The following is a 17,178-nucleotide window of genomic DNA, read 5'->3' on the forward strand; positions in this document are numbered from 1 at the left end:
TCTATTCTCGAAATTCCACATGTATTTTAATAATGACCAACGTACTGTTTCAGGACATTCTGATGCTCGATCATCAATACCTGGATACTTATGAAATAAGCGCTTAAAAACGCGCCAATACACAACAATCGCGGAAAATTAAAATAAAGACAAAGCTCCGCCTTTTTGTACCGCATTTCATAAGACTTGGTGGAATTTCCATCGATGATCCAACCTGGGTTGGAAATCATTTCTTTTTGTAAGGATAAAAATTCTTGATAATTACTTTCGATCCAATTTTTTTCAAAAAAATATTTATCCAAGTGAAATAGCGGGACTTTCAATTTTTTTTGCAACTGAACAGCGAAGGTTGACTTACCGCTTCCAGGTCTGTCGATAATCATGATCCTTTTAATATTTGATCTAAGCTGAGTGGTATTTTGTACAGGCATCATGTGGATAAAGCTATTTTTAAGTAAACAAAAATTTTACCATAGCTGCTTGATAATTTTTACTAAGTGTGATGGGAGCACAGTACTTAATTAGTTAGAAATTGAAACAACATCCCTTGTAAAAAATAAGTTCATTTTCCTTACACTTAAACGATAAAGATTATATGTTTTAAGCAGCATTCAGGATAATTCCTAGTCACAAAATGTGACTAAGAACAAATGGCCTAAACGTTTAGCTGCTTCATCCTCAAGATAATGATTACCTAGATAAACTTGAGTTAATGTTTCAACTGATAAATCAAGAATATAAGCTAAATGTTCAATATTTGCTTTACTAAACCGCAGTAAAACGTCAATCCATAGTTTTTGTTTGCATTTATTTTGAGCAAAATCAAATCGAAAGCCATCGTTAAATTCTACAATACATCCCATGTTACAACTCCGTGTAAAAATTATGACAACATGTGGAGTATAAAAGTTTACGCGGATAATCCTATCACCCAATGTGGGTAATTTTATGATATCAATCCATAACGAAAGGCTTTTGTAACCGCTTCTGTAATACTAACGCTATTCATTTTATTGCGAATGGATTTAGCATGTGTCTTTACGGTATCTGTGGATAAAAATAAGGTTTCAGATATTTTTGAGATGGTCATTCCTTTGGAAATTAAGCTTAAGCATTGTAATTCTCTTGGAGTGAGCTGCATTAGTGGTTTTTTAACCGCTTTTCGCATGATGACATTTTTTCTAAATTCACTATCGTTGAATATGGCTAACCATTTTTGATTAGGCAACGCCGTTTTTATTTCTGGCAACATGGCATCAAGAAAAAGGCATATAAATTGTTCAAAGGGTTCTCGGACTTGATAGTAGAGTTTTTTGGGATCTGCTACTTTTTCAGAATGATAGGCCTCTACAATTAAATCACATTCATCACATTGGCGAACCATAGCGAATGTAGTACTTAATCTGTAACGGGCTTCTAATATTTGAATAATGGGAATTTGCATCGCATCATATTTTATATCTCGCTGAATAAAAAACTCTTTGTTCTCATAGATGGTACGGTCATGATCAACATCCCCACGATACAGCCCTTCTGTTCTATATGGAATTGCCCAAAGGTATAGATTTGAAATGTAATACCGTTGACCACCATGAAAAAGCATTGAAACAGAAAAATTAGATATTTCTTTGGGACAATTTAATTTCTCAGTTAAGTGATCAATTTTTGCGCGAAACCGAATTGAGTCTGATAACTCATTATAGTCATTTAAGTTAACACAAATAGTTCCATCTTCATCAACGCTATGCATTGCTACACCTGTAACAGCAGTACTACTTACAGCCAGTCATTTAAAATTTGGTTCATTTTTTCTGGTTGCTCCAACATAGCCATGTGACCGCACTGCTCAATGTAAATAAGTTTGGAATGCTTTATATTCTTTGCCATATGCTCTGAACGCTCAGGAGGCATGACATTATCCTCTTTACTGGCTATTAAGAGTGTTGGACATTCAATTGAAGGTAATAAAGTTGAATGATCTGGTTTATTTAAAATGGCATTGAGTTGTTTTTTATAGTTATCAACGCCAACTTCTATTGCCATTTCTTGGACTAGGGGCAATAGCACATTGTGCTTTTTTTTATCATAAATTGAATTTTTAAAGATAAGTTTGATTAAAAAATCGAATTTTCCTTTACCCATTAAATCCAGAGAACGCTCGCGTTCCAATTGCCCCTTCTCAGACACTAGCTTTGCAGCAGAATTAATCAGTATGAGTTTTTCAATTTTATTAGGGATATGGCGATACAACTCTAGGGCAATATAGCCCCCCATAGAAAAGCCAATTAAAGAAAATTTTTTAGGGGCAATTGAAGTAAAACGCTGAGCCATTTCCACAATAGAATGACTATTGAGCACATTAACATAATGAAATCGTTTGCTTTCCTGAAAAAATATCTCTTGTAGATTCCACAGCTTTGGAGTTGCCAATGCTCCAGGAATGAGTACTATATCCTTGTTCATAGTTTATGATCACATTATTTACAACCCTTATTAAGATATCCTATGGTGACAATAATTCAAGCAAAATTCGAGCATTTGAATCAAATTTACGCAATAATCCTGGAACTGGCAAAGTATGAGAACATTCTGGATAAAATTAAAATAACGGAATCACAGCTTGGTGAACTTCTTTTTTTTGAGGAGCCTAACCATTTCATCGGTGTAGCTTTGGTGGAAGAAGAAATTTGTGGTTTGGTGATGTTTAATTACACCCAAAATAACATTTGCATCAATGTAACGCGGGGAATTTATATTGAGAATTTATATGTTTCTCCTAAGTATCGGCGTCAAGGTATTGGGAGTGCTTTATTCAAGTATGTTGCATGTAAAGCAGCTGCTCTTAGCTGTTCAAGAATAGAATGGTGGGTATCTCGAAATAATCGAGAAGCCAGGCATTTTTATAAAAAAATTGGTGGGGTCGCTTTATTAGACTGGCAAATTTTTAAGTGTGACCAAATGGGTATCAATAACTTGTTGAGCATAGGAGTTGCTGATGAACATATCCTCTTCGAGTAAAGCATTATTTGCTGGCGTTTCTGGCACTGCATTACAATGGTATGATTTCGCGCTGTTTGGCTATTTCGCGCCAATTATTGCAGCGACTTATTTTCCTAACGACAATCAATTTGCTTCGCTTTTAAGTGCATTTGGTGTATTCGCTGTTGGTTATTTATTGGCACCAATTGGTTCACTATTTTTTGGCTATATTGGTGATCAGTTCGGAAGAAAACGTGCTTTAACTCTAAGTATTTTAGCAATGGCTATTCCTACGGCTCTAATAAGCGTCGTTCCTTCTTACCAATATATAGGAATCGCAGCCCCTCTTCTTATTACTTTGTTAAGGGTTATTCAAGGTTTTGTCGCAAGTAGTGAATTTACTGGATCTGCTATTTTTCTTGTTGAACATGCTAAGTCTGAGAAAAAAGCATTTTATGGTTGTTTAACCAGCTCAGCTTACAGTACTGGTTTGATAATGGCTGGCCTGGCAGCTTCATTCTTTACGGCTTCATTTATGCCAGACTGGGGATGGCGAATTGGTTTTGGATTGGCTTTGATTGCTGGTATTTTGATTTTTTATTTACGAACCCATGTTGCTGAAACGCCTGAATATGAACATATTGCGCAACATGATAAACGACGTTTGCCTTTTCTGGCGGCGCTAAAAGAAGCGCCTCTGGCAGTAGCTGGTATTATAGGGATAGCATGGTTGGTGAGTATCATGACTTTTGGAACTTATGTGTTTACTGCTACGTACCTGCATAGTTATTTTCATATTTCACTTGGTTTAGCTACCTTAATTATTACAATGGCGTTGGCAATTGATGCCACACTTGAACCATTTATAGCTTTGTTAGCAGACAGAATAGGATTGCTAAAAGTAATTCGATTGGGTATGGTAGCCATGTTAATTTTGAGTATTCCGATTTTTTACCTACTTGCCACCGGAAATGTTGTTTTGATAGCAATGGGATTGGCTTTCATGTCTATTTTGATTGCTATTACTTATGCACCACTCAACGCCTATATGGTTTCTCTATTTCCTCATCAATATCGTTATAGCGGGTTTGGAGTTGCTTTTAATGTAGGTATTTCATTGTTTGGTGGTACAACACCTATAGTAATGATGTGGTTAGTGAATACAACCAATAATTTTATTTCACCCGCCTGGTATTATATGTTTGGGGTAATCATAGGATTAGGCTCCATAATGATTTGTGAACAAGGTCGAAGAAAATTGTTACGTTTTGAATCCGCTTTAACCTATTAAAAATGAGGTATTTGTAATGTTATTGTTTAGTGCCGCTTTAGCAAAGCACAGACTTACTTTTACACGATTAAGTGATTGTATGGAATATATCCCCCTTGCAGCCAAATGGGCTGAGGCTGAATGGGGATATATACGAAATAAGGGGGTTGAATATCGTGAAGGCGTAATGCATACGCTGAGCCATGATGTCTATATTGGTACTTATGCAGGACAGCCTGTAGCAATGTTTGCTCTATTAGAACATGAATTTCCTAACCCACGTGGGTTAAGTGCACGTGAACTAATGTATGTCTATGTAGATAAAAATTATCGAGGACTAGGGTTTGGTAAACAGATTATTGAAGAAGCAAAACGATTAGCCACAGCGGTAGGTTCGGATTTGATTTTGCTAGATACGCTAAAGCCTAGTTTAAATCGATTATATGAAAAACATGGTGCAAAAGTGGTTTGTGAGGGTAGTTTGTTCTCTCATCCAACCGACGTGTTAACTATATCAATTTAATAATTTTTAGGAATTTTATAAGTGGCCAAAGAATTAAAAGGAAATAATCAGTCAGATTTTGCTAAAGTGCATCAAATGATTACTGAAGCTAAATCCAGAGTTTGGCAACAAGTCAATAAAACTCTTATTCAGTTGTATTGGTCTATCGGACAGTATGTATCTAATAAGATAACACATGATGGTTGGGGCAAGGGTATTGTAGAAGAGCTAGCGGACTATATATCAATAGAGCTACCAACAATTAAGGGGTTTTCAGCGCGTAATATATGGAGAATGAAGCAATTTTACGAGACTTATCATGAGAATACAGAACTGTCGGCAGTGCTGACAGAAATTACGTGGACAAATCATTTGCACATTTTGTCTAAAACAAAGTCTATTGAAGAAAAAGAGTTTTATCTGCGTTTAGCCGCCAAACATCATTACTCTGAACGCGATTTTTCAAGGTTAATAAACGTCGGAACATTTGAAAGAACGGTGCTTGCCGATCAAAAACTGTCAGCAGTGCTGACAGAATTACCTGATAGCAAGGGGAGGTTTAAAGACAGTTATGTTTTTGAGTTTTTAAGTTTACCTGATGATCACAAAGAAAAAGATTTAAGACGAGCCTTGGTCGCAAACTTAAAAAAATTTCTACTTGAACTTGGCCCAGATTTTAGTTTGATTGGAGAGGAATACCCTTTGCAAGTAGGAATGAAAGATTTTCGTGTGGATTTATTGCTTTTTCATCGAGCGCTTAACTGTATGATTGCAATAGAATTAAAGTGCACAGAATTTAGTCCTTCGCATTTAGGGCAATTACAATTTTATTTAGAAGTATTGGATAAAAACATAAAAAAAACACATGAAAATCCAACGATTGGTATATTAATTTGCAAAACGAAGGATGAGGAGGTTGTTCAATATGCGATGAATAGACATGCTTCTCCAACGTTAATTGCAGAGTATGAAACCAAATTAATTAGTAAAGCTGTATTGCAAAATAAGTTACACGAGTTTGCATTACAGTGGGACAATGATGAATAGTAGGTATTCCAAATAAATTATTTTTCAAAAAATTAAAGAAAAACAATTGAACCAAAAAACACGATATGTTTAAATAAAAAAACAAATCGTGTTTTTTGGTTTTTAATATGTCTACTATCGCTTTACTACCTCGACTTATTCGTTTGAAAGATGTCCCCAAGTATATTGGCATGGACAGAAATCGCTTTAATACTTTCGTAAGACCTAATCTTATAGAAATTCCTATAGGCAAACAAGGCGTAGCGTTTGATCGACTTGACCTGGATGCTTGGGTAGATCAATATAAGCAGTGTAGTGGGCGTCCAGGCGGCAAAGAGCAAAGGAGTACAAAGCCATGGGACGTAAACAAACAACAGGACTATTTAAAAGAGGCCAAGTTTGGCATATCGAAAAGCAAGTCCTTGGACATCGCATTCGAGAAAGCACTGGCTCAAAGTCGCTCCAGGAAGCGGAGCAATACTTAGCCAGGCGGATCGAAGAGATTAGACAGGCAACGATTTATGGAGTAAGGCCAAAACGCAGTTTTAAAGAAGCTGCGGTGCGATTTTTAAATGAAAATCAACATAAGGCCAGCATTGATACCGATGCAATACTCCTAAAGTCTATTTGCCCGTTTATTGGTGATTTGACCTTGGAGCAAGTGCATATAGGAACATTGCAATCATTTATAAAAGCAAAACAGGAAGCGAAACTTAAAACGAAATCAATTAATAATACACTGGAGTTAGTTCGGCATATTTTAAACGTTGCAGCAACTGAGTGGATTGATGAGAATAGTTTAACGTGGCTTCTGGTTGCTCCTAAGATTAAATTATTGCCAGTTAAAGATGCACGAGCACCATTTCCTTTATCTTGGTCAGAGCAATCAAGGTTCTTAGAAGCGTTGCCAGTTCATTTAAATCAAATGGCACGTTTTAAAGTTAATACTGGATGCCGAGAGCAAGAAGTATGTCAATTACGTTGGGAATGGGAAAAACGTGTTCCAAGTTTAAATACGAGCGTTTTCATTATCCCTAGCCATATTAATAGGGATGGTGAATTAAGACAGTTGGTAAAAAATGGGGAAGATCGGCTGGTTATCCTTAATGATGAAGCTAAAGCAGTTATTGAGGAGGTTAGAGGTATTCATTCTGAGTTTGTGTTTTCTTACAATGGAAAGCCAATTACACGCATGAACAACACTGCTTGGCGAAATGCGCGTAAAAAAGCAAATCTTAGTGATCTGAGAGTTCATGATTTAAAACACACTTTTGGAAGAAGACTTCGAGCAGCTGGTGTAAGTTATGAGGATAGACAGGATCTGTTGGGGCATCGTTCTGGCAGAATTACTACTCATTATTCTCAGGCTGAGTTGAGCAATTTATTGGAGGCTGCAAATTTAATTATTCAAAGCCGACGAGAAAGTAAAGAGCTTACTATTTTGAGAGTAAAACAAGGTGGATCCCACACTATCCCCACAAAATCCCCACAGTGTGAAATTAGGGCAGTAGGTTAATTTAAAAATGAAGAGCTAACTATTTGATTTTAAAGCGATTAAATGGCGCGCTCGGAGGGACTCGAACCCCCGACACCTTGGTTCGAAGCCAAGTACTCTATCCAGCTGAGCTACGAGCGCAAGAGGATTACGGGTATTTCTTTACCGCACTGCTTTGTCTGGACTAAGACTGCATTTGCCAGAATGGTGGGCCGTATAGGATTCGAACCTATGACACAGAGGTTAAAAGCCTCCTGCTCTACCGACTGAGCTAACGGCCCTTACAGGTTATAATTTTAGAATCTCGCGATTCCATAGTAAAACAAAAACTAAAAATGGTGGGCCGTATAGGATTCGAACCTATGACACAGAGGTTAAAAGCCTCCTGCTCTACCGACTGAGCTAACGGCCCTAAAGAGGCTGGAATCATACCCGATTAGGGTAAAATTTCAAGTGTTTTATGGGTTTTATTTTTCAATAATGCTCTTCCTTTGTATAAAGAATCGCTAGTGGCCAAAATATCCCAGCCCTCATGGGTTAAATCCTGAACTTTGGTGGCAAATGCATCATTGGAAACGATCAGCAAAATGACATCAGCGCCTAAAGCTCCACAACCTTTGGCGGCTAAAACATCCGATTGCTCTCTGAAAGCACGAATGTATTTAAGGCTATGTGGTGCGACGAGGTTTAAGGCAATTAATTCTTGTTGATAATAGTTTACTGCCTCCACCAAAGCTTTGCTATCGCCTTTCTCAAAAGCTTCACGCCCTTGCTCACTGATGTCCGATAAAGAATTCATTGGTGTGGTTAAGGAAAGCCGTTGTAAATGATAATGCGTTTCTAATTTTTGACCGCTGTGCAACAATAAAAATTTTATATCACTGAACAGCCAGTCATAAGAGTGCATAATGTCTTTTTGACGATTGATGTAAACGCAACGATTTTGTGTTTGGGCAAGTACATCATAACCGCTGGGTTTTAAACCTTCTCCACTCCAGGAGGTTTCATAATAGGCGGCTAACAAACTCTGCGGATCCGCTGTCATTTTCAAGCGATGACAGATGGCCAGATAAGTTCCGATAAACTGGGCACTGGAAGCGCCTAGGCCTCCTTTTCCATGGTAAGGATCCTGCCAAAGCAAACCTTGGCCTGAGAGGCGATGATGAAGCCACCATTGGCCAGCTGGCGAATTGGGATGGATACCATGTAAGACATTATCATCGCTGACTGACAGTTCAAAATAAGGAGTCGTTGTTAATACAATGGCAGAACCGCCTGCAATTGCCGCATACTCTCCCAATAGAAAAGTTTTTGCTGGAATACGCCATTTCATGATGCAGTATGCGCCTGTCTGATTTCGCTGAGTAATTCACAAGCATTATTAAGACTCACGCGCTTATTAATACTTAACCATCTTTGCAAGCGTTCTTTAAGTACAGGCATTTCGCTCTCTGAGGCCCCTGCTACAAGGAGCAAATTATCAATGTGAAGCTTCATATGTCCCTGAATAATTCCTTCTGTGCACAAAGCTTTAAGGGCCCCTAAATTTTGCACCAGTCCTACTGCGGCTAAAATACGAGACAGATGATTCGCTGATTCAACCCCCATCATACGCAAGCATAACTTGGCAGTAGGATGAAGCGCTGTAACTCCCCCCACAGTGCCTACAATGATTGGCGCTGTTAATTCTCCTGTTAATACACCGCTGTGGTAGCGCCAGCGCGTAATGGCCTGATAATGCCCTGATTTGCTGGCGTAAGCGTGAACACCAGCTTCAACAGCACGCCAATCATTTCCAGTGGCAATTAATACAGGGTCAATACCGTTCATAACTCCCTTGTTATGAGTAGCAGCACGATAGGGATCAATCTCGGCAAACAGGGACGCTTCTTCTAGACGCTCACCCAATTCAGCTTCGACATCACGAATCACAACTCTGGCTGTAGTCAGTTTCTCATCATTCAGATTCGATAAGATGCACATACTTACTTTTTCACCCGTTAAATTTTCAATGGGTGTTTTTAAAAATTCAAGAACCTGATTGATGATGTTGGCACCCATGGCATCACAAGTATTCATATACACATGGATAACCGCCATATCACTACCATCCTGGCGAGGAATATGGCGCAATTGCAAATTCATCACACCACCGCCTCGTTTAACCATATTAGCCGCTACTTCCTCGTTTGCCTTCTCCAGTAAAAAGCGTTTGTTCTCACTGAACAGGGTTGAAAAACGAGCAAAATCACTCACCTTGGCAAGCTGAATTTGCCCTAAGATGCAATCACCATTTACCCAGGTGCTAATTTCACCTTGTTGTCTTATCCATTTTGCCGTTTTGGACAAAGCAGCAATAATTGAAGTTTCTTCAACGGCTAGAGGAATGATATAGTCTTGCCCATCAATGCAAAAATTAGTGGCTACCCCTAAAGGCAGTTGAAAATACCCTATTACATTTTCAATTAACTTATCGGCCAGGGCAGTTTCTTTTACGCCGCCATTTTTTAAGTAAGAAATGTCTTCCGCCGTCAGGGCGCCAAGCTCAATTAAACGCTGAAATCTTTCCTCGGGTGCCAATTTAGAAAACCCCTGGAATAAATGATTGGCTTGATGGCTTAACGGCATGCCTTCTCCTTCAATTCACTGAGTACGCGGCTACCTGTGCAAAACATAGCAACCTTTAATTCATATTCGATGGTCATCATCAGTTCAAAAACGGCATTGGCTTGTTCGAGGGCGGCATTGAGCATGGGCTTGGCAAAACCCACCGAACTCACGCCCAAGGCAAATAATTTGGCAGCATCAAGCCCATGACGCACGCCCCCCGAACCCCAAATTTCAAATTTTGGAGCAATCGAAACGGCGTTTTTAACACTTTGCACTGTATCAATTCCCCAGTTTCTAAAGCTGATCGCCGCTTTTTGCTGCACACTGCCCTCAGCAGCACGTTGCCCTTCTATTCTTCCCCAATGTGTCCCACCTAAACCACTCACATCAACAGCGGCAATGCCGAGATCATTTAAGCGCTGTAAGGTCGTTGTTGAAAAACCACAACCGGTTTCCTTAATCACTACCGGGATGGCCAATCGGGCGGTTAAATCAGACAAAGCTTGCCAACAGCCTTTAAATTGGGGAGTGCCTTCGGGTTGAAGAGCTTCTTGCAGGGGGTTGCAATGAATAATTAAAGCCTCAGCCTCCAAAGCATCTGTCAAGCGCTGGATTTGCTCTATTGGGCTATGAATCAATTGGGCAATACCCAAATTACTGAATAAATTTAACTTGGGGAAATTTCTTCTTAAGAGACTCCATTCATGAGCCGCCTGCGGGTCAGTTAATTCTCGTCTTTGTGAACCAACCCCCATAGCCCATCGGCTTGCAGCGCAAGCTTCCATTAAATTGTGATTGATGTTTACAGCATCGCGATGCCCTGCAGTCATTGAGCTTACAAAAAAAGGTTTTTCAACCGCTCGGCCAAAGCGGTTACTGGCAATTACAATATCGGAAAAATCAAGATCGGGTAAGGCTTCATGACAAAGGGAAAATTGATCCAAAACATTTAACTCACTGGCCTGATTACTGTCTCTTAGAGCTAGTTCTATGTGATCCTGTTTTCGTCTTTCAAATTGGCTGTAGTTGTCTTGCATGCCCTTTATTGCAACCAGAAAAAAATGCTGGTTATTTTATCACAAATTAAATGGTTGAACTAGGACGTTTATTGGTGGTCATCAAATTCAAGCATTTGCCGCATCTTTGCTGCGAAATGGCAGCTCAAACCGGCGTTTCAGAGGGTAAATGCTTAGTGCAAGCATCAGCAATAAACCAAGACTAATCCAACCCATTAAGTAAAAACAATCATCCAGCGCCAAAGCCGTTGCCTGCCTTGTAAGATACACATTCAATTGTGCTAGCGCTTTTTCTCCATAAAGGTTTATCTGGCCTGCCTGTTTAAAAAAAGTTTGTGTGGACTGGGAAAATACCGTTAATTTACTGCCTAGACGCTCATAATAAAATACCTGTCGGCGCTGCCATAAAATGATAAATAAAGCCGCCCCAATTCCACTGCTAACCAAACGGATAATGTGAAACGTATTAATGGCTTCAACGGAGTATTTTCCTGAAAAATTTTGCACTGAAATACGAAACAGTGGGGGTAAGAATAAGGCCAGGCCAAAACCTGCAAGAATTCTTGAAAAAGCAATGCGGTTAAAGTTAATTTCCACATTAAATGTCATCGTATAGAAGCTGGAGATGCAAAAAAACAACAAGGCTATCGCTAGAGGTATGCGCGGGTCCATCGGCTTATGATGTAACAAGACAGGTATCCAGGCACCGAAAGCCATTGTTCCAATGATTAAAGCAATCCAGTTAGGGGTATAATTGACATAAAGCTTAAGCCATAAAGCCAAAAGTATAACCATGCCAAAATAAATCATAAACAGAATTGCAATATTAATCATGGCAAAACTAAAATAAAAATTGCCAAACATGCGCAAATCCATAACGGGACTCGGGGAATTTAAACTTTCAACGACAAAAAGCACTGTGCAAAGAGTTCCTGCAATAAATAGAAAACCAATCAAATTAGAACGGAACCAATCCAGTTCTTGTCCAGTAATTAAAGCCGTACCAAGACAAAAAATCATCATTGCATACCAGGCATAGCCCAATCCATCGAAAGCGATGGGAGCGTTTTGCTCCTCATCGTCAAATTCCATGAGTGCATAAGCAATTAAGAATACGCAGATGGGGATGTTGCTAAAAAACAGGAATCGCCAATGGTAACTGTAGGCAATCCACCCCCCCCAACTTGCACCTAGAACAGGAGTAAACGAAAAAACAATGAACAAATAGGGCAGCAATCGTGATTGTCGTTCAGGCGAAATAACGCGGGGAAATAAAGTGACCGAAATCAGCAAGTACAAAGGTCCTGAAGCCAAACCCTCGAGAAACCGAAAGAAAATGAAATTCAAATAATCAGTTGCTGTGGCACACTCCCAGGAAATCAAAGCCATGAGAACGAGACAAGAGAGCAACATTTGAATGGGCTTCAAAGGCATCATCGTGGGCTTGCCCAGGGGCACGGTTATCGCATTGCCAAGGCAAAAAAAGCACACACCATAGGCGCTTAAAAAACTACTCCCACCCAAATCACTCACAATGTAAACGCCTGCCATGATGGGCAAAGTTAAATTAAATATCACCGCAGCCAGAGCAAACATCAGTACAAAAAAGCTCATTTAAACCTCTTGTTCCTTATTTTTAATGGTCAAAGCTTGATAAGCGTACTGATTTAACGAGGGATCAAGATTCGCTAAAATAATGTGTTTAATTAATTCCTTGTCTCCCAATTCTTCCTTTTTATAAATGTCTGTTTGATAAACAGGTCCTTGATTGGTCGTGGGTATTAATGGACCGCTTTGATCAGAAAAATTAGCCCACACCTCAAGGGACAAACCAATGCGAAGAGGGTATTTTTTTAATTGCTCAGGGTTTAGAGCCACTCGAACCGGCAGTCTCTGAACAATTTTAATCCAATTTCCTGTCAAATTTTCAGGAGGCAATAAGGAGAAAGCGTTTCCAGCACCGCCTGGTAAACCAACGATTTTCCCCTGGTAATAAATTGCATCCCCATATAAATCGGAACGGATTAGAACGGATTGACCGATTCGCATATGCCTGAGCTGAGTTTCTTTGAAATTGGCATTCACCCAAATTTGATCTAAAGGAATAATGGACATTAATGGCTCCGTAGGATTTACGGACATTCCCACCTGAATGGTTCTTTGAGCAATTAAACCATCGACCGGAGCATAAATTTTAGAGCGGTATAACTGCACCCAGGCGTCACGAACCTCTTGAGACGCCTTTTGCACCGCCGGATGATTCACAATTGAACTGCCTTGCACAAAAGCTAATACTTTTTGAAAATCATTGGTCGTGCTTTTTAAAGCGGCCTCACTCGCCCTCAAATCATCCGCAGCGTTTTGGTAATCTTCCAAAGAAACCCCTTTTGCCTTAATAGCCCCAGCACGATGTTGAAAATTTTGTTTGGCTTTTCGCAACTGCGCCTTTCTAATTTCAATGTCAGCTTGCAAACGAAAGACATCATGAAAGGCTTGGCAGACTTCGCGAACAATTTGAGAAAGGTTGGCTTTGGCTCTATCTAGAGCGATTAAGGAATCCGTTTCATCGAGACTGACTAAAAGCTGCCCTTTTCTGACAAAGAAAGTATCATCACTAAAAATACCGGTTACAAAACCGCTGCGCAAAGGTTTGATATACACCTGATTACCTTGCACATAAGCATCATTGGTATAAATTTCATTGCGCCAGATAATAAAGATGAATAAGAAAAAAAGGAGAATTAAAATCAAAATGGCAACAATGTAATAATTTCGTCTTTCCTTCATGATTGTCTCAATAATGGAATGTCAGCCTGGCAATAACCTCCTCCCAAAGCTTTCGTTAATTTAACGGAGGCGAGGTATTGGTTATAAAGAAGATTAAGATTGACCAATTTTCTTTGAATCAACTCCTCCTGTTCCCGATACACTGCCATGCCATTATCCAATCCATCGCGTTCTCTTCGTTGAACAATGCGATAACGATCCGATACAAGTTTAAGAATTCTTTCCTGCTCTTGTTTTTGTGCATAGACTGTTTTTGCAAATTGCAAAACATCGAGTACTTCCTGTGTGCTGCTTAACAGCAACGAGTTATATGCGAAAATGGCTTCATCAAATTCAGCTTTCGTTGCGCGAATATTGGCACGGATAGCTCCGGCCGTGAAAATGGGTAAATGCACCGCCGGTCTTATTGCTGCAGTAAAACTACTCGCACGAAGCAATTTCTTCCAACCCGTACTTTCAAGCCCCAATAAACCAACCAGATTGACATCAGGATAATATTCAGCCATTGCTGCCCCTGTTTGATAAGCCAGGGCCTTGGCTCGCCAAATTTGCGCCATTAAATCTGGCCTTCGGGCCAGCAAGTCCAAAGAAATGCTACCCGGTATAATTAATTGTCTGGGAAGACCCGGAAGTTTTTTGCTCTGTGATAAAGGCATTTCCGGGCTTCGACCTGCAAGAATATTCAGCAAGTGCCTGTTTTGGCTGATTTCATTGTCAATTCCCGCCAGCAATTGCTGAGCCTCTATCAGATTTTCAGCAGCGCTGTAGCTAGGGAGATCATCCGCCAAAGCATTTTTGACCAGTGAATTTTGCAAGGCCAAAATATTTTTGCGAACCCCAACTAATTCCTGATAAAACTGCTTTTTAATTAAATTCACTTTATAGGCAAAATACGCTTGTGCTAAAGCGGTGGTGGTAATCAATTGAATTTCAGCTACCTCTGCCCGCTGAGCCTTTGCCCGACCAATCGCTGCATAAAACAAATTTCGGTACTTGCCCCAAAAATCAAATTCGTAGCGGAAAGACAAAGACAGATCGATGAGATCCGCATCCAGAGGAATGTTGTGGTTTAAAGCACGATACAAACCGTTTTTACTTAGATACTGTTTATTTTCCCTAAAATCAAAAAAAACCAAGGGATAGAGTCTTGAACGCTCTATGAGTGCTTCTTGTTTTGCAACCTCAAGACGGCTTTTTACTTCCTGAATGGAAGGGTTATTCAGCAATGACTGCAGCATCAACTCATTTAATTCAGAAGAACCATAAGCAAGCCACCAATACCTGCTGGGCCAGACGCCTTTTTTAAATGTTTTTGTTCTTTTCTGGGCTTGAATTTCCTGCCCCATTTTGGGCAGTGCTTTTAAATGTTCCACCTGCTTTTGCGGCGGCAAAGCAATACGACAAGACAGGAGAAGACCAAAACAAAGATAAAATCCTATCCTGTGGATAATCTGCATTGCAACAATCCCTTGATGGCACTAAGAAAAAAAATCTATAGGATTCAAGCAGAATAACAAGAATCTACCGTTTGGCAAGTTCCATGAGTGATTTAGGTTTTGCTGACAGAAAGGTTTCGTATTATGCTAGGCTATTTCTCTCAATGATTTAATCATGGCTACGGCAAACCCTTCGACTCAACTTATTTTTAATCAAGAAGAGAACAGCTATCTGTGCGAAGGTTCCTGGTCTGTTTTACAATTGGATGGCATTTTAACGCAGTTTTATGCTTCCCAGTTTCCGGAAGTTGAAAAACTAAACATTAGTGGAGAACGCTTAAGCTATCTGGACAGTGCGGGTGCATTGACCATATTAAACTGCATGAAAGCCCTTAAGGAGAAAGGCAAAGAAGTCTCCTTAATCCAATTTACCGATGAACAAATGGCTTTGGTCAATCTGGTGGAAAAAAGTGGCCAATTTTTAAATTATGATCCCCCCCCTCCGGCCAAAAAGAATTTTTTCGCCAGGGTCGGCGAAGAGTCCATCAACAAATTTCAACAGTTAGATGGCTTTGTGATTCTGCTTGGTGATTTAAGCAGTAAAATATTTGAAGCATTTGGCTATTGGCGTCGTTTTCACTTAGCCAGTATTGTCTCCAATATTTATTCAGCAGGCATTCAGGCTTTACCAATTGTGGGTCTGCTGGCGTTTTTGATTGGTATTGTTTTAGCCTATCAAATGGGCTTACAACTACAAACTTATGGCGCCAATATTTTTATTGCTTATTTATCAGGTTTAGCCATTTTTCGCGAATTTGGTCCTTTAATTACTGCCATCATCGTCGCTGGGCGCACCAGCTCCGCGTTCACAGCACAGATAGGCAGTATGAAAATTAATGAAGAAATTGATGCAATTGATACTATGGGTTTATCAGCTACTGAACTGCTGGTATTGCCGAAAGTGTTGGCTCTGCTGTTGATCTTTCCCTTGCTGATTTTTTGGGCTGATGTATTCAGCATTCTCGGGGCTTTGTTTATGTCGAAATGGATGTTAAATGTTAGCTATTCCGATTTTATGTTGCGTTTGCGAGATGCGGTTGGTCTTGATCAGCTCATGTTAGGTTTATACAAAGCACCAGCATTTGCCATTCTGGTTTCATTAGTTGGCTGCTATCAAGGGTTTCGGGTTGAAGCAGACAATATAGGGAGTCAGACCACAAAAAGTGTGGTTCAAGCTCTTTTTTTAATCATAGTGGCTGATGCCATTTATTCCATCATCTACAGCTGGCTGAATTTGTAAAATGACCGAGCCAATTATCGAAATAAAAGGATTAAAAAATTATTTAGGAGGCCAATGGGTTCATTCTGATGTGAATCTATCCGTCAAAAAAGGCGAAATTTTAGCGATTATTGGGGGGAGCGGCAGCGGGAAAACCACCATTTTAAGAAGCCTGCTAATGCTTTTAAAACCAACCGCTGGCATAATAAAAATTTTTGGCCAAGAAATTGACAAACTTTCTCCACATGATGCAGACGCACTTCGCCGGCGCTGGGGAATGATGTTCCAGCACAGTGCCTTGTTCTCAGCCATGAATGTGCGAGAAAATATTACTTTTCCGATGCGTGAATTCAGCACTTTACCTGAAAAATTCATGGACCAGTTGGCCATGCTTAAAATTGCCTTAGTGGGTTTGCCGAAAGAGGCAGCTGGCAAATACCCTTCCGAGTTAAGTGGAGGCATGCAAAGACGAGCTGCAGCTGCCCGTGCCTTGGCTATGGATCCGGAGTTGTTATTTCTTGATGAGCCAACGACTGGTTTAGATCCGAAAAGCGCACGGGAATTTGATAAATTAATCCGTTTTTTACGAGATGCTTTGAATCTTACGATTGTCATGGTCAGCCACGATTTACAATCGTTAGAGCACATAACCGATAGAATTGCATTTGTAGGTGAAGGTAAAATATTGGACATTGGTCCTTTTGAGCAATTGAAAAAAAACAAACATCCATTAATTGCTGATTACTTCAGTAAACTTTAAACTGATTTCTTTGAAATG

General features: G+C 39.8%; 17 protein-coding genes and 3 tRNA genes. 7 read left to right on the forward strand and 13 right to left on the reverse strand.

Translation table 11 applies throughout. The features are described 5' to 3' along the window. Positions 1 to 26 precede the first annotated feature (26 nt). The 4 genes from EL203_RS11185 to EL203_RS11200 form a co-directional block, all read right to left on the reverse strand. Positions 27 to 383, reverse strand: a complete 357-nt coding sequence (locus tag EL203_RS11185; protein ID WP_232003944.1) for a P-loop NTPase family protein — start codon at positions 381 to 383, stop codon at positions 27 to 29. Positions 384 to 623: 240 nt separating this feature from the next. Then, positions 624 to 863: a hypothetical protein gene (locus EL203_RS11190; protein WP_058471213.1), complete on the reverse strand. Its 240-nt coding sequence runs from the start codon at positions 861 to 863 to the stop codon at positions 624 to 626. An 83-nt stretch (positions 864 to 946) separates the two neighbouring features. Further along, positions 947 to 1,750: a helix-turn-helix transcriptional regulator gene (locus EL203_RS11195; protein ID WP_058471214.1), complete on the reverse strand. Its 804-nt coding sequence runs from the start codon at positions 1,748 to 1,750 to the stop codon at positions 947 to 949. Positions 1,751 to 1,776: 26 nt separating this feature from the next. Beyond that, on the reverse strand, positions 1,777 to 2,463 hold the full coding sequence (locus EL203_RS11200) for an alpha/beta fold hydrolase (protein WP_058471215.1): 687 nt from the start codon (positions 2,461 to 2,463) through the stop codon (positions 1,777 to 1,779). Between the two features lie 42 nt (positions 2,464 to 2,505). On the opposite strand from EL203_RS11200, the gene EL203_RS11205 reads away from it, so the two are divergent. The 5 genes from EL203_RS11205 to EL203_RS11230 all read left to right on the forward strand — a co-directional run bounded on the left by EL203_RS11205 (position 2,506) and on the right by EL203_RS11230 (position 7,293). Continuing rightward, positions 2,506 to 3,018 carry a GNAT family N-acetyltransferase gene (locus EL203_RS11205; protein WP_058471216.1) on the forward strand — a complete coding sequence of 171 codons (513 nt, stop codon included), beginning with the start codon at positions 2,506 to 2,508 and terminating at the stop codon, positions 3,016 to 3,018. Next, positions 2,996 to 4,270, forward strand: a complete 1,275-nt coding sequence (locus EL203_RS11210; protein ID WP_058471217.1) for an MFS transporter — start codon at positions 2,996 to 2,998, stop codon at positions 4,268 to 4,270. Before EL203_RS11205 ends, EL203_RS11210 begins: the two co-directional genes overlap by 23 nt. A 16-nt stretch (positions 4,271 to 4,286) precedes the next feature. After that, on the forward strand, positions 4,287 to 4,772 hold the full coding sequence (locus tag EL203_RS11215; RefSeq protein ID WP_058471218.1) for a GNAT family N-acetyltransferase: 486 nt from the start codon (positions 4,287 to 4,289) through the stop codon (positions 4,770 to 4,772). A gap of 21 nt (positions 4,773 to 4,793) precedes the next feature. Further along, complete coding sequence (locus EL203_RS11220; RefSeq protein ID WP_082647168.1) at positions 4,794 to 5,798, forward strand: PDDEXK nuclease domain-containing protein; 1,005 nt, start codon at positions 4,794 to 4,796, stop codon at positions 5,796 to 5,798. 334 nt (positions 5,799 to 6,132) lie between these two features. Then, positions 6,133 to 7,293 (forward strand): tyrosine-type recombinase/integrase, encoded by a 1,161-nt coding sequence (locus EL203_RS11230; protein ID WP_058471219.1) that lies wholly within the window; start codon positions 6,133 to 6,135, stop codon positions 7,291 to 7,293. Positions 7,294 to 7,336: 43 nt separating this feature from the next. On the opposite strand, the gene EL203_RS11235 is transcribed toward EL203_RS11230, so the two are convergent. From EL203_RS11235 to EL203_RS11275, 9 genes are all read right to left on the reverse strand, one after another. Continuing rightward, positions 7,337 to 7,413: transfer RNA gene (locus EL203_RS11235), tRNA-Arg, on the reverse strand. A 64-nt stretch (positions 7,414 to 7,477) separates the two neighbouring features. Next, positions 7,478 to 7,553: transfer RNA gene (locus tag EL203_RS11240), tRNA-Lys, on the reverse strand. Between the two features lie 55 nt (positions 7,554 to 7,608). Beyond that, positions 7,609 to 7,684, reverse strand: a tRNA-Lys gene (locus tag EL203_RS11245). A 24-nt stretch (positions 7,685 to 7,708) separates the two neighbouring features. Then, positions 7,709 to 8,605: a mevalonate kinase family protein gene (locus EL203_RS11250; protein ID WP_058471220.1), complete on the reverse strand. Its 897-nt coding sequence runs from the start codon at positions 8,603 to 8,605 to the stop codon at positions 7,709 to 7,711. Further along, entirely contained in the window at positions 8,602 to 9,900 is a 1,299-nt protein-coding gene (locus EL203_RS11255) for a hydroxymethylglutaryl-CoA reductase, degradative (protein WP_058471221.1), read from the reverse strand. Before EL203_RS11255 ends, EL203_RS11250 begins: the two co-directional genes overlap by 4 nt. Then, on the reverse strand, positions 9,891 to 10,919 hold the full coding sequence (gene fni / locus EL203_RS11260) for a type 2 isopentenyl-diphosphate Delta-isomerase (protein ID WP_058471222.1): 1,029 nt from the start codon (positions 10,917 to 10,919) through the stop codon (positions 9,891 to 9,893). Before fni ends, EL203_RS11255 begins: the two co-directional genes overlap by 10 nt. An 87-nt stretch (positions 10,920 to 11,006) precedes the next feature. Further along, positions 11,007 to 12,512 carry an MFS transporter gene (locus EL203_RS11265; RefSeq protein WP_058471223.1) on the reverse strand — a complete coding sequence of 502 codons (1,506 nt, stop codon included), beginning with the start codon at positions 12,510 to 12,512 and terminating at the stop codon, positions 11,007 to 11,009. Next, positions 12,513 to 13,685 carry an HlyD family secretion protein gene (locus tag EL203_RS11270; protein WP_058471224.1) on the reverse strand — a complete coding sequence of 391 codons (1,173 nt, stop codon included), beginning with the start codon at positions 13,683 to 13,685 and terminating at the stop codon, positions 12,513 to 12,515. After that, the gene (locus EL203_RS11275; RefSeq protein WP_058471225.1) at positions 13,682 to 15,142 is read right to left on the reverse strand and encodes an efflux transporter outer membrane subunit; all 1,461 of its coding nucleotides are present in this window, start codon (positions 15,140 to 15,142) and stop codon (positions 13,682 to 13,684) included. The genes EL203_RS11270 and EL203_RS11275 overlap by 4 nt, the downstream gene beginning before the upstream one ends. Before the next feature lie 154 nt (positions 15,143 to 15,296). On the opposite strand from EL203_RS11275, the gene EL203_RS11280 reads away from it, so the two are divergent. Both EL203_RS11280 and EL203_RS11285 read left to right on the forward strand, forming a co-directional pair. Next, complete coding sequence (locus EL203_RS11280; RefSeq protein ID WP_058471226.1) at positions 15,297 to 16,421, forward strand: MlaE family ABC transporter permease; 1,125 nt, start codon at positions 15,297 to 15,299, stop codon at positions 16,419 to 16,421. A 1-nt stretch (position 16,422) separates the two neighbouring features. Beyond that, positions 16,423 to 17,160, forward strand: a complete 738-nt coding sequence (locus tag EL203_RS11285) for an ABC transporter ATP-binding protein (protein WP_058471227.1) — start codon at positions 16,423 to 16,425, stop codon at positions 17,158 to 17,160. Positions 17,161 to 17,178: the final 18 nt, after the last annotated feature.

Origin of the sequence: Legionella jordanis (assembly GCF_900637635.1) — a bacterium.
In the GTDB taxonomy this organism is placed as follows: Bacteria; Pseudomonadota; Gammaproteobacteria; order Legionellales; family Legionellaceae; genus Tatlockia; species Tatlockia jordanis.

What these genes read in the sequence shown, in the direction of transcription:
- fni (WP_058471222.1), bottom strand. Translation starts at nt 10,919, where the DNA reads ATGCAAGACAACTACAGCCAATTTGAAAGACGAAAACAGGATCACATA.
- EL203_RS11210 (WP_058471217.1), top strand. Translation starts at nt 2,996, where the DNA reads ATGAACATATCCTCTTCGAGTAAAGCATTATTTGCTGGCGTTTCTGGC.
- EL203_RS11285 (WP_058471227.1), top strand. Translation starts at nt 16,423, where the DNA reads ATGACCGAGCCAATTATCGAAATAAAAGGATTAAAAAATTATTTAGGA.
- EL203_RS11200 (WP_058471215.1), bottom strand. Translation starts at nt 2,463, where the DNA reads ATGAACAAGGATATAGTACTCATTCCTGGAGCATTGGCAACTCCAAAG.
- EL203_RS11250 (WP_058471220.1), bottom strand. Translation starts at nt 8,605, where the DNA reads ATGAAATGGCGTATTCCAGCAAAAACTTTTCTATTGGGAGAGTATGCG.
- EL203_RS11185 (WP_232003944.1), bottom strand. Translation starts at nt 383, where the DNA reads ATGATTATCGACAGACCTGGAAGCGGTAAGTCAACCTTCGCTGTTCAG.
- EL203_RS11275 (WP_058471225.1), bottom strand. Translation starts at nt 15,142, where the DNA reads ATGCAGATTATCCACAGGATAGGATTTTATCTTTGTTTTGGTCTTCTC.
- EL203_RS11280 (WP_058471226.1), top strand. Translation starts at nt 15,297, where the DNA reads ATGGCTACGGCAAACCCTTCGACTCAACTTATTTTTAATCAAGAAGAG.
- EL203_RS11215 (WP_058471218.1), top strand. Translation starts at nt 4,287, where the DNA reads ATGTTATTGTTTAGTGCCGCTTTAGCAAAGCACAGACTTACTTTTACA.
- EL203_RS11230 (WP_058471219.1), top strand. Translation starts at nt 6,133, where the DNA reads ATGGGACGTAAACAAACAACAGGACTATTTAAAAGAGGCCAAGTTTGG.
- EL203_RS11270 (WP_058471224.1), bottom strand. Translation starts at nt 13,685, where the DNA reads ATGAAGGAAAGACGAAATTATTACATTGTTGCCATTTTGATTTTAATT.
- EL203_RS11205 (WP_058471216.1), top strand. Translation starts at nt 2,506, where the DNA reads ATGGTGACAATAATTCAAGCAAAATTCGAGCATTTGAATCAAATTTAC.
- EL203_RS11190 (WP_058471213.1), bottom strand. Translation starts at nt 863, where the DNA reads ATGGGATGTATTGTAGAATTTAACGATGGCTTTCGATTTGATTTTGCT.
- EL203_RS11265 (WP_058471223.1), bottom strand. Translation starts at nt 12,512, where the DNA reads ATGAGCTTTTTTGTACTGATGTTTGCTCTGGCTGCGGTGATATTTAAT.
- EL203_RS11195 (WP_058471214.1), bottom strand. Translation starts at nt 1,750, where the DNA reads ATGCATAGCGTTGATGAAGATGGAACTATTTGTGTTAACTTAAATGAC.
- EL203_RS11255 (WP_058471221.1), bottom strand. Translation starts at nt 9,900, where the DNA reads ATGCCGTTAAGCCATCAAGCCAATCATTTATTCCAGGGGTTTTCTAAA.